Here is a 14097-nt window from a genome sequence, read left to right on the forward strand (position 1 = left end):
CAGTAGCTGTGAGTCACTGGTTTGTTGCGGGAAACGAAGGCCCCGGAAGGCCCGGTAGCCTCACTGTATTCCCGCTGCGGGCGCTGCGGAACCCAAAGGGACCTGAACGTTCTGCACCCAAAATGCGTTCCCGGCGTCGTGCGTGCAGAAAGCCCGGTGGTCCCGCACACTGGAGGAATGCGCCAGAACCCCACTCCCGTCATCCCCCTTCCCGGCCAGGAATCGGCGTGGGAATACCCGCGGCCGCCCCGTGTAGAGGCCAGCAAGGAAAGGGTCCGTATCTTCCTGGGTGGTGAACTGATCGTGGACACCAATGACTCGGTCCGCGTCCTCGAGACGAGCCATCCGCCGGTCTACTACCTGCCCCGCTCAGCCTTCCGTCCGGGCGTGCTGGAACCGGCTGCGGGAAGCAGTCTCTGCGAGTTCAAAGGTACGGCGAGCTACCTCAGCATCCGCGCCGGGGGAACAGTTGCCGGGGAAGCGGCCTGGTTCTATCCGAGGCCGACGGCAGGGTTTGAGATCCTGGCTGACAGAGTGGCCGTGTATCCGGGCCGGGTGGACCGCTGCGAGGTGGACGGCGAAAGTGTGCGTCCACAGGCAGGGGGCTTCTACGGCGGTTGGGTCACTGACAGGGTGGTGGGGCCGTTCAAGGGTGAGCCGGGCACACTGGGCTGGTGAGGGATCCGTCCGCCCTCCCGCCGAAAGCACAGTGAACGTCCAGAAAACTCACAGATTCCGGGAGCATGATGGGAGCATGAAGAAGACCGGGCCCGAAGCCAAGCTGCTGGTTGTTGATGACGAACCGAACATCCGCGAGCTGTTGTCAACGTCCCTGCGCTTCGCCGGCTTCGAGGTGGTATCTGCCGCGAACGGCCGTGATGCGCTGGCCGCAGCCGAGCTCCACGCACCCGACCTTGCGGTGCTTGACGTGATGCTGCCGGACATGGACGGGTTCACGGTCACACGCAAGCTCCGCGCCTCCGGCAAACACTTCCCGGTCCTGTTCCTGACGGCCAAGGACGACACCGAGGACAAGGTCACTGGCCTCACCGTGGGCGGGGATGACTACGTCACCAAGCCTTTCAGCCTGGACGAGGTAGTGGCCCGCATCCGCGCGGTCCTGCGCCGTACCCAGCCCTTGCTCGACGACGACGCCGTCATCCGCGTGGATGACCTGGAGCTCGACGACGACGCCCACGAAGTACGCCGCGGCGGCGTGGTGATCGAGCTGTCGCCGACCGAATTCAAGCTGCTCCGCTACCTCATGCTGAACCCCAACCGTGTGCTGTCCAAGTCCCAGATCCTGGACCACGTGTGGGAGTACAACTTCAACGGCGACGCCTCGATTGTGGAGTCCTACATCTCCTACCTCCGGCGCAAGGTGGACATCGATCCGGATGTCCCCGCCCTGATCCAGACAAAGCGCGGCGTGGGCTACGTGCTCCGGACGGCAGAGAAGCGCTGACCTTGCTGCAGCGGTGGAAATCGGCCTCCCTGAGGTCCCAGCTGGTGGCCATGATCATGGCCCTGCTGATTGTTGCGCTGACGGTAACCGGCGCGGGCACGTTGACCCTGCTGCACAGCTATCTTCAGGGCCAGGTGGACGACAAGCTCAACGCCGCCGTCGACCTCGCGGATAAACAACGTTCCTTCACGCCGCTGACGGCGCCCAACCCGATGGTCCTCACGGACTACTCCCTGATACTTTTCACGCCCGGCGAGAATCCGCAGTTGTTCGGCGGCGACCCGGACGACCACCCGGACATCAGCACCCTCTCGGTTGAGGAAGCGCAACAGCGTGAGGCACGCCCGTACCAGGTCAGGGGCACAGACGGCCAGAACTGGCGCGTGGTGGCCGTGACGGTGCTCAGCAACAACCGTCCCGCCGTCGTGGTGATCGGATTGCCGCTGCAGAGTGTGGACGATGTCCTTCAGCACGCCACACTGGTGGTCTGCGGGGTTGGCCTGATCACCCTCCTGCTGGCGTCCCTGATTGCCAGCTGGACGGTCTCGCGGGCTTTCCGGCCGCTTGCCAGGGTGGAGAAGACCGCCGCCGCCATCGCCGCCGGGGACCTCTCCCGGCGTGTGGATGTTGATAATCCCGGCACGGAGCTGGGCCGGCTCGGCAGTTCCCTCAATGCCATGCTGGCGCACATTGAGACCGCCTTTGCTGCCCGGACCGCCTCCGAGGGCAGGATGCGCCGGTTTGCCGCCGACGCCTCCCACGAACTCCGGACGCCGCTGGTGACCATCCGGGGATTCTCCGAGCTGTACCGACACGGCGCGCTGACCACCGACGAGGACGTGGCCACGGCAATGGGCCGGATCGAAAGCGAAGCCAAACGGATGGGGTCCATGGTGGAGGACCTCCTGCTGCTCGCGCGTTTGGACGAACAGCGCCCGCTGCAGCAGAAGCCGGTTGACCTGCAGTTGATTGCCCATGATGCGCTGGTGGACACCCAGGCCAGCGACCGCACGCGTCCCATTTCCCTCATAGGGCTCGACGGCGGCCCGGCGGCCCCGGCGCCTGTGCTGGGCGACGAAGCGAAGCTGCGCCAGGTGGTGGGAAACCTGGTGGGGAACGCCTTGCGCTATACGCCTGAGGGGAGCCCGATCGAACTTGCGGTTGGTGTCCGGACGTCCGACGGCGGGCGGCAGCTGTCCGTCGTTGAGGTCCGGGACCACGGCCCCGGCATCTCAGATGCGGACGCAGTAAAGGTCTTCGAACGCTTTTACCGGGCGGACACTTCACGGACCCGTGAAACCGGTGGCAGCGGCCTGGGTCTCGCGATCGTAGCGGCAATCGTCAGCTCGCACGGCGGTTCCGTCCGGGTGGAACAGACCGACGGCGGCGGCGCCACACTTGTGGTCAGCCTGCCCATCCGGGACGAGGCTCCCGCGGATGACGCCCATGGCTATGCGAGCGACCCCGGTGAAAGCGACGATGCTACGGGCGACGGCGACGGAGGCACCGGCGGGGCCAGTGACGGCAGGGTTGTCCACATATAGGAACTGAGCGTGGCAGGCCTGTGCGGCCCTTCCGTAGGCTCGTTGAAGTGGTCCGGAGCAGCCGGGCCGGGCAGCGGATGCTGTCCCACTACGTCGAGAGGCACCTGCCATGAGCATCATTTCCGTCGATACCGAGCTGCTCGAGCTCAAGTCAGCCAACGTTAGGGCAACTGTGGACCGGATCAGCGCCGATGTGCACACCATGAAACGTGGCCTCGACGAACTCCAGGCCACCTGGCGCGGCTCCGCGGCCAACAACTTCCAGGCCCTGGTCACTGAATGGACCCTGACCCAAGGCAAGGTTGAGGCCTCGCTGGCGTCCATCAACATGGCTCTGGCTTCGGCGGCCGCCAGCTATGCCCAGGCCGAGCAGGGAAACACCCAGCGCTTCAGCTGAGCTGGGCCCCGGGACCGGTCAGGGCGGCGCTGCTAGGCTTCGGGCGTCTCCTGGTGGAACCGGAGCCGCCACCTGGTGCCGTCGAGGACCCACAGTGAACTGCGGAGGGTCGTGCCCGAGCGCGAGTAGCATCGGTACGTCAGCAGGACCGCGCCGGTGCCGATACGGTCCGCGCCCAGGATTTCCAGTTCCGCCTGGTGTCCGGGGTCTTCCTCCAGGGCCATCATCTTCGCATCGCGGGTCCAGACCCTGCCGGAGGCCCCGATCTCCATGAAGTCGGGGTGGAGAAGCACCCCGGTGCGGCCGATGTCGCCGCGGACGTCCGGGCCTGACAGCTCGCGTTCGAGTGCCTCAGCGATTTCTTCGGGGCCAGGCCCTCCACCATTGGCCTGGGGCGCGCCAAAGGATTCGCTTTCCAGTTCGCTGAAAAGGTCCGGCTCGTCGTAGCTCTCAGGACGCAAAGACCCGGTTCGGCCATTCGCGGCCGCAGGAATCCTGGCCGCCGGAACGTGGGCTGCCGGGGCTTTGGTTGACTGGGCTTTGACGGGGCTTGCAACCGAGCCTGCCTGTGCCGGAGCGGCTGCGGCCGGAGCACCTGCTGCTGCCGCCGGGGCTGGGGCAGCAGGGGCTTCTGCGGCCGGAGCACCTGCAAAGCCAGGACCGGAACGGGCCGCAACCCCTTGCTGGTACGCGGTGGCAGCGGCACGTGCGCGCTCATCAGCTGCCTCGTTGAGGTGATGGCCGGCGTGGCCCTTGACCCACTCGAAGGTGTACTTCCGGCCTGCGAGTTCCCGGTCCAGCTCCTTCAGGAGCTCTACGTTCAGGACGGGTTTACCGTCCGCCTTCCGCCATCCCTTACGCTTCCACCCTGGCATCCATTTGGTGATGGAGTTGATCACGTACTGGCTGTCGCACAGGACCCGCAGGTCTTCACCCGGAACGTGGGCGGTGGCACGGAAGAGATCGAGGACGGCCATCAGTTCGCCCTGGTTGTTGGTGCCGTGCGGCCAGCCGCCTGCCCGCCAGCAGTCATCATTCACGTACCAGGCCCAGCCAGCAGGTCCCGGATTTCCTAAAGCCGAACCATCGGCCGCCGCAGTAATCGTCACTGAACCATCCTGCCAGACGGCCCGCCACAACACCGCCTTGCAGGAATCTCCGCACAGCCGGCACGGACAAGTGGGAAAACGCTTACCGAAGCTCTTGACGCGGAATGCCCACATCCTGCAGAATCAACCGTGATGAGAAACCGCTTTCTCAGCAGCAGACTTCCCCAGGGCGAAGGCGCCTCAGCGGAATACCTGGAGCGTGGCTCCACGAGGACGAGGAAAGGCAGATCAATGACGATTAAGACAGATCAGCGGAAATTCAGCCGGCGAAGGTTTCAGCTCAGCGCCGTTGCAGTGGCCGTATCGCTGCTCGCTACAGGATGCGGAGCGTCCACGGGGTCTGACAGCAATAAAGAAGTCACCTTGCGGTTCGCCTGGTGGGGAAACGAGTACCTCAACGCGCAGACCGAGAAAGTCATCTCCGCGTTCGAGGCCGAGCACCCGAACATCAAGATCGAGTCCGAACCCGGCGAATGGGCCAGCTACTGGGACAAGCTTGCGACGAAAACGGCTGCCAACGACGCTCCCGACGTCATCCAGATGGACCAGAAATACATTGCCGAGTACGGCGGACGCGGAGCGCTGCTGGACCTTTCCAAGCAGAGCGGGATCGACACCACCAAGCTGGACAAGGAATCCCTGGCTTCGGGCCAGTACGACGGCGCCCAGTACGGTCTGAGCACCGGGAAGAACGCCTACGTCATCATGGCAAACACCAAGGTCTTTGAAGCGGCCAACGTCCCTGTTCCAGACGACACCACCTGGACCTGGGACGACTTCATGGCAACGGCGAGCAAACTCAGTGCAGCCGGGGATGGCAAGAACTACGGTGCGGCCTACGGCAGCAACGAGGCCGACCTCATCATCTGGCTGCGGCAGCACGGCGAGAACCTGTACTCGCAGGACGGCACCCTTGGCTTCGACACCGCAACAGCCGCCTCGTTCTGGGAGCGCCTGAAGGAACAGCGCGATTCCAAGGCGAGCCCGCCGGCCACGGTAGCTACGGAGGATTCGGGAGCGGGCCTTGAGGAAAGCCTGTTCGGCACCAACCGCGTCGGCATGGCGTGGTGGTGGACCAACCAGCTTGGCTCGCTGGAAACCACCACCGGGAGCGGCATCAAGATGCTCCGCGCCCCAAGCGTTGATGGACAGTCCTCGGAGAACGGAATGTATTACAAGCCCACGATGTTCTGGTCGGCGTCCTCACGGTCCAAGCACCCGGAGGCGGCCGCCACGTTCATCAATTACCTTGCCAACAGCCCGGCAGCGGGCACCATCCTCATGACAGACCGCGGGGTGCCCAGTAACCCGGAAATCGTTGAGAAAATCACCCCTGACCTCAAGCCGGCGGACACCACCGTGGTGGCGTTTCTCAAGGACATCGCCCCGGACATCGCTGACGCACCGCCGGTTCCGCCGGTAGGGGCCGGAAGCGTTCAGAATGTGATCAAGCGCTTCACCGACGAGGTGCTTTATGACCGCCTCACGCCCCAGGCTGCAGCGGAGGCCTTCAAGAAAGAGGTCGAGGGAATGCTCGCCACTGCCCGCAAGTAGAGCAGGCCTGCTTCCCGCTCAGACAAGACTTCCAGGACACAAAAACGCGGCCCCCTCACTGAGGGGGCCGCGTTTTTGTGCGGAAAGATTCCGGCAGATGGGGACTAGAAGCCGCCCATGCCGCCCATCTCGTCGCCGCCACCCATGGCCGGAGCGTTCTTCTCCGGCTTGTCGGCCACTACGGCCTCGGTGGTGAGGAAGAGACCGGCAATGGAAGCCGCGTTCTGCAGGGCAGAGCGGGTCACCTTGACGGGATCGTTGATGCCGGCAGCCAGCAGGTCGACATACTCGCCGGTTGCTGCGTTCAGGCCGTGACCCGCAGGCAGGCCGCGGACCTTGTCCACCACAACGCCGGGCTCAAGGCCAGCGTTGAAGGCGATCTGCTTCAGCGGAGCGTCAATGGCAACGCGGACGATGTTCGCACCGGTTGCTTCGTCACCCGTGAGGTTCAGGTTGGCGAACGCCTTGGCGCCGGCCTGGATCAGTGCAACGCCGCCACCGGCGACGATGCCCTCTTCAACAGCAGCCTTTGCGTTGCGGACAGCGTCCTCAATGCGGTGCTTGCGTTCCTTCAGCTCAACCTCGGTTGCGGCACCGGCCTTGATGACTGCAACGCCGCCGGCCAGCTTGGCCAGGCGTTCCTGCAGCTTCTCGCGGTCGTAGTCCGAATCGGAGTTTTCGATCTCGGCACGGATCTGGGAAACGCGGCCGGCGATCTGGTCGGCGTCGCCGGCACCTTCAACGATGGTGGTCTCGTCCTTGGTGACAACAACCTTGCGGGCGCGGCCCAGGAGTTCGAGTCCGGCGGTCTCCAGTTTGAGTCCGACTTCCTCGGCGATGACCTGGCCACCGGTGAGGACAGCGATGTCGGCCAGCTGGGCCTTGCGGCGGTCGCCGAAGCCCGGAGCCTTGACGGCAACGGACTTGAAGGTGCCACGGATCTTGTTGACGATCAGGGTGGCCAGGGCCTCGCCCTCGATGTCCTCGGCAATGATCAGCAGCGGCTTGGAGGACTGCATGACCTTTTCCAGGACAGCAACCAGTTCCTTGACGTTGGAGATCTTGGAGTTGACGATCAGGATGTACGGATCCTCAAGGACCGTTTCCTGGCGCTCAGCGTCGGTGACGAAGTAAGCGGAGATGTAACCCTTGTCGAAGCGCATGCCCTCGGTGAGCTCAAGCTCCAGGCCGAAGGTGTTGGACTCCTCGACGGTGATGACGCCTTCTTTGCCCACCTTGTCCAGGGCTTCGGCAATCAGCGCGCCGATTTCGTCGTCACCGGCGGAGATGGAAGCCGTGGCCGCGATCTCTTCCTTGGTTTCGATTTCCTTGGCGGAGGCCAGCAGTTCAACCGTGACGGCTTCTACTGCCTTCTCGATGCCGCGCTTGAGGGACAGCGGGTCAGCGCCGGCCGCAACGTTGCGCAGGCCTTCCTTGACGAGGGCCTGGGCCAGCACGGTGGCCGTGGTGGTGCCGTCGCCGGCGACGTCGTCCGTCTTCTTGGCAACTTCCTTGACCAGCTCTGCGCCGATCTTTTCGTAAGGATCGTCCAGCTCGATCTCCTTGGCGATGGAAACACCATCGTTGGTGATCGTGGGGGCGCCCCACTTCTTTTCGAGGACGACGTTGCGTCCACGCGGGCCGAGGGTGACCTTGACGGCGTCGGCGAGGATGTTCAGGCCCCGCTCAAGACCGCGGCGTGCCTCTTCATCAAATGCAATGATCTTGGCCATAACGGCAGTAGTCCTTTCGGGACAGTCGTTAAGAATGAACCGCACTGCAGTGCCCGCGACGGACGATCCATAACCGGCGGCCTCTGTATGCCGCGGCTGGGGATCTCACTCCAGCTTGGTATTTCTTTCGCTCCACGACCTTCGCAAAGCTTCGTTTCCGGGATAAAACGGACGATGCTTTAGCAGTCGGTACGTAAGAGTGCTAACTCAATAATTAGCACTCCACAGGTGAGAGTGCAAGCGAACGGCCCGGTTATTCACTCTGCGGGCGGGCGGTTTCGCCGCGGGCGATCAGCCAGCTGCCCGGCCGGCCGCCTCACGGCCGCTGAGCGAGGCCCTGTTGTCTGCGGCATAGGTGAACACCATGAAGTTGGCGGTGGTGATGTCACCGTTGGCGTCGAAGGCAACCGGCCCCGATTCGCCGTCGTAATTGATCCCGGCACCGGTCTTCAGAATGCCGTTGCACTCTGCGAAGGACAGGCACGGCTTGCCGGGCTGGGCGCCGGCCTGGCCGCCTGCCGCTCCCCCGGACACGGCGATCAGGTTGGCCGCGATGGAGCGCCCGGCATCGTCCTGCCCAGCGGCTGCCGCCAGGACCGCCAGGTTCACGGCGTCGTACGTCTCCGCTGCGAAGGACAGGTCCTTCAACGCCGGGTTGACTGCCACCAACCGCGCCTGGAAGCCGGCCGAGGGAAGGACGCCGGGCACCACGGCCCGGGCGCCGTCGAGGGCTTTGGAGCCCAGCCCGGACCCGTACTGGGCGAACGCGCCCTCGCTGAGAACGATTTTTTCGCCGGAAAGCCCCACATTGTTGAGCTCGGCGATGGCGCCCCGTGCGCCGTCCCTGGCAATCAGCACAACGGCGTCGGGTGTGGCCCCCTGGGCCTCCGCGGCCGCCTTCCGGGCATCGCCGGGTTTGAATCCGGCCGTGGCCACGGTGTCCAGGCCGGCGTCTTTCGCAGCGCTTGCTACCGCAGCCGCGACGTCCTTGCCGTAAGCGCTGTCCTGGTGGACCACAGCCAGCCTCTTTGCGCCGCCGTCCTTGGCGAGCTTCACCAACACGGAAGCCTGGGCAACGTCCGCCGCCGCAGTCCGGAAGTAGTAGCCGCCGCTCTTATAGCCGGTCAGGCCGGCAGCTGAGTTTGCCGGTGAAATCAGGGTCACCCGCGCCCGGGAGAGCACATCGATGGCGGCGGCGGCATGGCTGGAATCAGTGGGTCCGATCACCACGTCAGCTTTGGCAGCTACCAGCTCCCCCGCCTGTGCAGCCGGGTCAGTGCCTGCCGGCCTGGGAAGGAACTCCACCGGCCTGCCTTTGTGGCCGCCCGCGGCGTTGATTTCCTGCACGGCCAGCGTCGCAGCGGCGAACTGGGAATCATTGAGGAACGCCTGGTCCCCCATGCTGTCCAGAATCAGCCCGATGCGCAGGGTGCCATCACCTGACGCTTCGACGGATTCCAGCCGGGCATTGCCTGGCGCTCCGGAGCAGCCAGCCAGCGCCAGGAGGGCAGCGCTTCCGGCCACGGCACGAAGGGCGGCTACACGGAAAGTCGAACTGAATTTGGCCGGCTTCACTCCGCGGGCCGGACGCTTTCTGCCTGGGGGCCTTTCTCGCCTTCGCCGATTTCAAGCTCAACGCGCTGCCCCTCATCGAGTGCGCGGTACCCCTCGCCCTCGATGGCGGACCAGTGGACAAAAACGTCGTCGCCGGAGCCGTCCACGGTAATAAAGCCATAGCCTTTTTCCGCGTTGAACCACTTAACGGTTCCCAATGCCATGATGATTTCCACTCTTTCGGTCGTGCCGCCGGCCCACCTCGCTGTGTGCCGCTTGTGACGGACCAAGGCCTGAAATCACTCTAGCGACAAGCTCCCCCGAAGGCCGAGGCACCCGGCCGGGCCGGAGCCCAATAGTTATGGGAGCCCACGTGTTGTGCAGGCGGCACTAGCGGTAATCGGGTCCGAGGACTACTACCAGCGGCACCTGGAAATCAGGGCTTTGGACAACTGTAGGGATGCTCAGCAAGGCAGAAACTGCATCGGCGTTCGCCTTCTGCGCCGGACCTGAATAGTAGATCGCCGAGGTCTGCTGCGGCGCTCCACCCCAGTTGCCCACCTGCCCAAGCGTCCACCCGTCGGCCTGGACCAGCGAGCTGATGCGTCCAGCGAGCCCTGCCGTTCCGGCGGCGTTATAGACCGCAATCCCCTGTGTTTTGTCCAGGAGAGCGGCCGACGGCGTGGCGCTGGGTGCAGTGCTCGGCTCAGCCTTGGCCATCGCGGACTCCGAGCTTGCCGTGGGCTGGGCGCTGGGCGTCGCTCCGGTGGTGGCCAACGGAGCTGCGCTTGAATCCGGGGTCGCGGTGGTTTCGACGCTCGTGGACACCTGGCTCCCGGCCTGCATGAAACCGAGTTTGGGAAGGATCAGAAAAGCAACCAGGCCGATGGCCAACGCCACGACACCGACTGCCAGTACGGGCCACAGCTTGCGCCGGGCGGGCGCCGAGGCCGCACGGTGGACACCTTGGCGCGATGCGGTCTCCGGGACCTTGTCGAATTCATCCCGAGCGTATTTGGTCATGGTGGTGAGACATCCTTGTTGATTGCTGCTGATGGCTCAGCACAGACGTGGTCAGGCGTCGGAACCCAGGCGGCGTGCTGTGCGTGCCCGCTGACGCGACGTACGTAGTCTACGCAGTCTCTTGACCAGCATGGGGTCGTGGGCCAGCGCAGCCTCGGTGTCGATGAGGGCGTTCAACAGCTGGTAGTAGTGCGTCGCGGACAGATCGAACAGCTCCCTGATGGCCTGTTCCTTTGCGCCGGGGTACTTCCACCACTGGCGTTCCAGGGCAAGCATCTGCTGGTCGCGCCCGCTGAGCGGTGAGTCACGCGGCGTAAGATCGGCAAGCTGTGAGGTCAGCTCTGCCGGCTCCGGCACGTGCTCCCGAGCAGGTTCCGCCACGTCACACCCCTTCGCTGGATAAGTTGGAAATCCCACCCCATGTTACGGCGCGAATAACACGCTTGTCATTTCCCCCGGCTCCGGTTTTCTGGCCAATCCTTGCCCCCTCAACGCGCCGGCAGTGCCACCGCCTTCCCAATAATCCAAAAGACGGGCCCGCTTCCCTGCGAGAATGGGAGCGTGTTTGAATCTGACGCTTTGTTTGAGCTGGAGACGGACCCGGCAGACACCCTGGGCTTCGCGGAGATGGCCGGACTGCCTTTGCGCGAGCTGATGGCTGAGGACTGGGCGGCGGCGCTGGCTGACGTTGAGCCTCAACTGCGCAGCGTTCTCGCCTTCCTGGCAACGGAAGTTGCCGCCGGCCACCAAGTGCTCCCCTCGCCGTCGAACGTCCTGCGTGCCTTCCGGCAGCCGCTGGCCGGCGTGAAGGTCCTGGTGGTAGGCCAGGATCCCTACCCGACGCCGGGCCACGCCGTCGGGCTGTCATTCGCTGTTGATGCCAGGACCCGGCCCATTCCGCGGAGCCTTGCGAACATCTACCGCGAGTTGGAGGCCGATCTCGGCATCCCCGCCCGCGTCCACGGCGATCTGTCCGCCTGGGCAGACCAGGGGGTGCTTTTGCTGAACCGCGTCATGAGCGTACGCGCCGGCAGCGCAGGATCCCACCGGGGCAAGGGGTGGGAAGCCGTCACGACGGCGGCAGTTACCGCCGTTGCCACCCGGCGCACCCCCGACGGCGTCCGGGCCCCGCTTGTTGCGGTGCTGTGGGGCAAGGATGCGGAGAGCGTCAGGCCGCTCCTGTCCGGTGCAGCGGTGGTGTCCAGCGCTCACCCCAGCCCACTGTCAGCGTCCCGCGGCTTCTTCGGCTCCCGGCCGTTCAGCCGGATCAACGGACTCCTGCGTGAACAGGGATGCCCGGGCGTAACCTGGGAGCTCCCCCCGGCCCCTTAGCTTAGGGTTGCCTTATGAGCACAGTCCCCGCAGCCACAAGCGCCTCCAGGAAATCCCGCCCGCAGATCGACCTCACAGTGATCCGCCGCGAACAGCTCTCACCGCATATGGTGCGGATCATTGCAGGCGGCGACGGCTTTGCCGATTTCGTCAACAACAGCTTCGTGGACCGCTACGTCAAGATCGTTTTCCCACAGCCGGGGGTTGACTACGCCCAGCCGCTGAACCTGTGGACCATCCGCGAAACCATGCCCCGCGCCCAGTGGCCCTTTACCCGCACGTACACGGTCCGCTGGGTGGACGCCGGGGCCAGGGAACTGGCCATTGACTTCGTGATCCACGGCGACGAGGGACTGGCCGGGCCATGGGCTGCTGCTGCACAGCCCGGGGACGCGATCACCTTCACGGGTCCCGGCGGCGGCTACAACCCGTCGCCCGACGCCGACTGGTACCTTTTTGCCGGGGACGAGGCCGCGCTGCCGGCGATCGCCGCCTCCCTCGAGGCGCTGCCGCCTGAGGCGCGCGGCCTGGCATTCCTGGAGGTGGACAGCGGGGCCGATATCCAGCCGATCGCAGCGCCGCAGGGAATCCAGGTCAGCTGGCTTTTCCGCAACGGCGTCCCGGCCGGCGACGGCGACCTCCTGGTCTCGGCCGTGGCGGATGCTCAGTGGCAGGACGGACGGGTGGATGTTTTTGCGCACGGAGAGCGCGGCTACATGAAGGCCCTGCGGGACGTGCTGTTTGTGCGGCGCGGCCTGGAACGCAGCCAGGTGTCGCTGTCCGGATATTGGGCCAAGGGCCGGGTGGAGGATGATTTCCAGGCCGAGAAGAAGCTCCCCGTCGGACAGATCTGACGGCGGACTCTGACGGCCGCCCGGGACGGTCAGCGGCGGCGGGCCCGCCGCCGCTCATTGCTGGCCAGGCTGCGGGTCAGCGGCCTGGCAAGGGTGTCGCCAAGGACAATTCCGCCTGCCGAGCCCAGGACAATCGCGCCGGCGTTGAGCATCCCGCCGGCGCCCAGCAGGATTTCGGACTCCTCGATGGTCAGCACGTACATCGAGCGGAAAATGGTCAGCCCGGGCAGCAGAATGAGGGCCGCCGGGACTGCCACCACCAGCTGTGGAGCGCCCATCTTCAGTGCCACCACCCTTGCCAGCAGGCCAATGACGACGGCGGCGAGCGCCGGGGAGAACCGGTCGCCGACGCCGAGCTGCCCGGCGCCCAACAGCACGAAGTAGCCGGCCACCCCCACGGCAGCGGTAGGCAGCAGCAGCTCCCAGGACGTCTGCTCGGTGATGCCGATGGCGATCACGGCGACGGCGGTCAGGATCACCAGGACCCAGAGGTCGTAGGCAGGCGGGAAGGTCTGGGTGACGCTGATGGGCTGCATTCCGGTCATCGCACCCACCACGAAGGCTACGGCGATGCCGGCCACGATTGCGCCGAAGGTGAGCAGCGTGGAGAGGAACCGTCCGGCCGCTGTCACCGGGAAGCCGTTGATGGCATCCTGGACTGACGAGACAAGCCGGCCTGTCGGCAGGAGCAGCAGGATGCCGCCCACCACCACAATGGCCGGCGAAGTGGTCAGGTCAAAACGCCACAGCAGCAGCGCGCTGAGGGTGACAGCGAACGCGCAGGCCGCCGTCGTAAAGAAGTCAGGAACCCGCCACCGGCCCAGCTGGCGGGCCAGGAGGCTCACGCCGATGTTGGCCACGAAGGCGATGGCCGAGGACACGGGGCCGCCGCCCAGCACCCCGACGAAGGCGGCGGCGAAGACGCCGAAGGCCACAGTGACCATCCAGCGCGGGAACGGTTTGGGGCTGGTGATGGCCTCATCCAACCGGCGGATGGCCTCATCCCGGCCCACTCCCCCCGCCACGATGTCGGTCACGAGCCGGTGCACCTTGGCCAGCCCGGCATAGTTGTTGGTCCAGGAGCGCACCACGCGGAGCAGGGCGATCGGCGGCTGGTCCTTGGGCGCGTAGTTGATGGCCACGGACTGGTTGGTAATGTCCACCTCGATGTTTTTCAGGCCCAGCGCCGCCGTGACGGCGATGATGCTGGTCTCCACCTCAAGGGCCCCAGCCCCATACCGGAACATGGTCTCGGCCAGGTGCAGGGCAAAATCGAGGGTCTTCCGCGCCGAGGTGTCCACGCCCCCCACCTGGATCATCGGGTTGGCGTATGGGCTCCCGGCGAGCCTGTCCACAATGCTCATCGGCGCCGTCGGCGGGTGCTCCCCCTGGACCAGGCGGCGCAGCATCCGTTTGGCGGCGGCGTCCTGGCCGATCTGGGAGGGCGTCAGCCGCTCGGTTTTCGGCAGGCCGTCGGTGGCGGCCCTGCCCCGCGGATCGTCACGTCGGTTGGTCACGCTGGTCCTCCTCCC

At 65.4% G+C, this 14097-nt stretch carries 14 protein-coding genes; 7 read left to right on the forward strand and 7 right to left on the reverse strand.

Features of this window, described 5'->3' with window-relative positions:
- Window positions 1-177: 177 nt before the first annotated feature.
- The 4 genes from AC1MCA_RS06155 (at window position 178) to AC1MCA_RS06170 (ending at window position 3406) form a co-directional block, all read left to right on the forward strand.
- Window positions 178-678, forward strand: a complete 501-nt coding sequence (locus AC1MCA_RS06155) for a DUF427 domain-containing protein (RefSeq protein ID WP_479801948.1) — start codon at window positions 178-180, stop codon at window positions 676-678.
- 76 nt (window positions 679-754) lie between these two features.
- Window positions 755-1465: a response regulator transcription factor gene (locus tag AC1MCA_RS06160; protein ID WP_479801950.1), complete on the forward strand. Its 711-nt coding sequence runs from the start codon at window positions 755-757 to the stop codon at window positions 1463-1465.
- Window positions 1466-1467: 2 nt separating this feature from the next.
- Window positions 1468-3009, forward strand: coding sequence for a sensor histidine kinase (locus AC1MCA_RS06165; protein ID WP_479801952.1), 1542 nt, complete (start codon window positions 1468-1470; stop codon window positions 3007-3009).
- Window positions 3010-3118: 109 nt separating this feature from the next.
- Entirely contained in the window at window positions 3119-3406 is a 288-nt protein-coding gene (locus AC1MCA_RS06170) for a WXG100 family type VII secretion target (protein ID WP_108600338.1), read from the forward strand.
- 32 nt (window positions 3407-3438) lie between these two features.
- Here the strand turns inward: AC1MCA_RS06170 and AC1MCA_RS06175 are convergent, their stop codons facing one another.
- The gene (locus AC1MCA_RS06175; protein WP_479801954.1) at window positions 3439-4515 is read right to left on the reverse strand and encodes an RNase H family protein; all 1077 of its coding nucleotides are present in this window, start codon (window positions 4513-4515) and stop codon (window positions 3439-3441) included.
- A 231-nt stretch (window positions 4516-4746) separates the two neighbouring features.
- On the opposite strand from AC1MCA_RS06175, the gene AC1MCA_RS06180 reads away from it, so the two are divergent.
- The gene (locus tag AC1MCA_RS06180) at window positions 4747-6069 is read left to right on the forward strand and encodes an ABC transporter substrate-binding protein (RefSeq protein WP_108600339.1); all 1323 of its coding nucleotides are present in this window, start codon (window positions 4747-4749) and stop codon (window positions 6067-6069) included.
- A 104-nt stretch (window positions 6070-6173) separates the two neighbouring features.
- Here the strand turns inward: AC1MCA_RS06180 and groL are convergent, their stop codons facing one another.
- The 5 genes from groL to AC1MCA_RS06205 all read right to left on the reverse strand — a co-directional run bounded on the left by groL (window position 6174) and on the right by AC1MCA_RS06205 (window position 10760).
- Window positions 6174-7802 carry a chaperonin GroEL gene (gene groL / locus AC1MCA_RS06185; RefSeq protein ID WP_108600340.1) on the reverse strand — a complete coding sequence of 543 codons (1629 nt, stop codon included), beginning with the start codon at window positions 7800-7802 and terminating at the stop codon, window positions 6174-6176.
- 291 nt (window positions 7803-8093) lie between these two features.
- Complete coding sequence (locus AC1MCA_RS06190; RefSeq protein WP_479801957.1) at window positions 8094-9377, reverse strand: ABC transporter substrate-binding protein; 1284 nt, start codon at window positions 9375-9377, stop codon at window positions 8094-8096.
- Window positions 9374-9580 (reverse strand): cold-shock protein, encoded by a 207-nt coding sequence (locus AC1MCA_RS06195; RefSeq protein ID WP_108600346.1) that lies wholly within the window; start codon window positions 9578-9580, stop codon window positions 9374-9376. The genes AC1MCA_RS06190 and AC1MCA_RS06195 overlap by 4 nt, the downstream gene beginning before the upstream one ends.
- A 166-nt stretch (window positions 9581-9746) precedes the next feature.
- On the reverse strand, window positions 9747-10379 hold the full coding sequence (locus AC1MCA_RS06200) for a LytR C-terminal domain-containing protein (RefSeq protein ID WP_479801959.1): 633 nt from the start codon (window positions 10377-10379) through the stop codon (window positions 9747-9749).
- Between the two features lie 51 nt (window positions 10380-10430).
- Window positions 10431-10760: a DUF3263 domain-containing protein gene (locus AC1MCA_RS06205; protein ID WP_479801961.1), complete on the reverse strand. Its 330-nt coding sequence runs from the start codon at window positions 10758-10760 to the stop codon at window positions 10431-10433.
- A 180-nt stretch (window positions 10761-10940) separates the two neighbouring features.
- On the opposite strand from AC1MCA_RS06205, the gene AC1MCA_RS06210 reads away from it, so the two are divergent.
- The gene (locus tag AC1MCA_RS06210) at window positions 10941-11711 is read left to right on the forward strand and encodes a uracil-DNA glycosylase (RefSeq protein WP_479801963.1); all 771 of its coding nucleotides are present in this window, start codon (window positions 10941-10943) and stop codon (window positions 11709-11711) included.
- Between the two features lie 14 nt (window positions 11712-11725).
- The gene (locus tag AC1MCA_RS06215) at window positions 11726-12565 is read left to right on the forward strand and encodes a siderophore-interacting protein (RefSeq protein WP_479801965.1); all 840 of its coding nucleotides are present in this window, start codon (window positions 11726-11728) and stop codon (window positions 12563-12565) included.
- A gap of 29 nt (window positions 12566-12594) precedes the next feature.
- Here AC1MCA_RS06215 and AC1MCA_RS06220 read toward each other — a convergent pair whose 3' ends face one another.
- Window positions 12595-14082, reverse strand: coding sequence for a threonine/serine exporter family protein (locus AC1MCA_RS06220; protein WP_108597893.1), 1488 nt, complete (start codon window positions 14080-14082; stop codon window positions 12595-12597).
- Window positions 14083-14097: the final 15 nt, after the last annotated feature.

It is taken from the genome of Arthrobacter sp. BK1 (assembly GCF_056680055.1).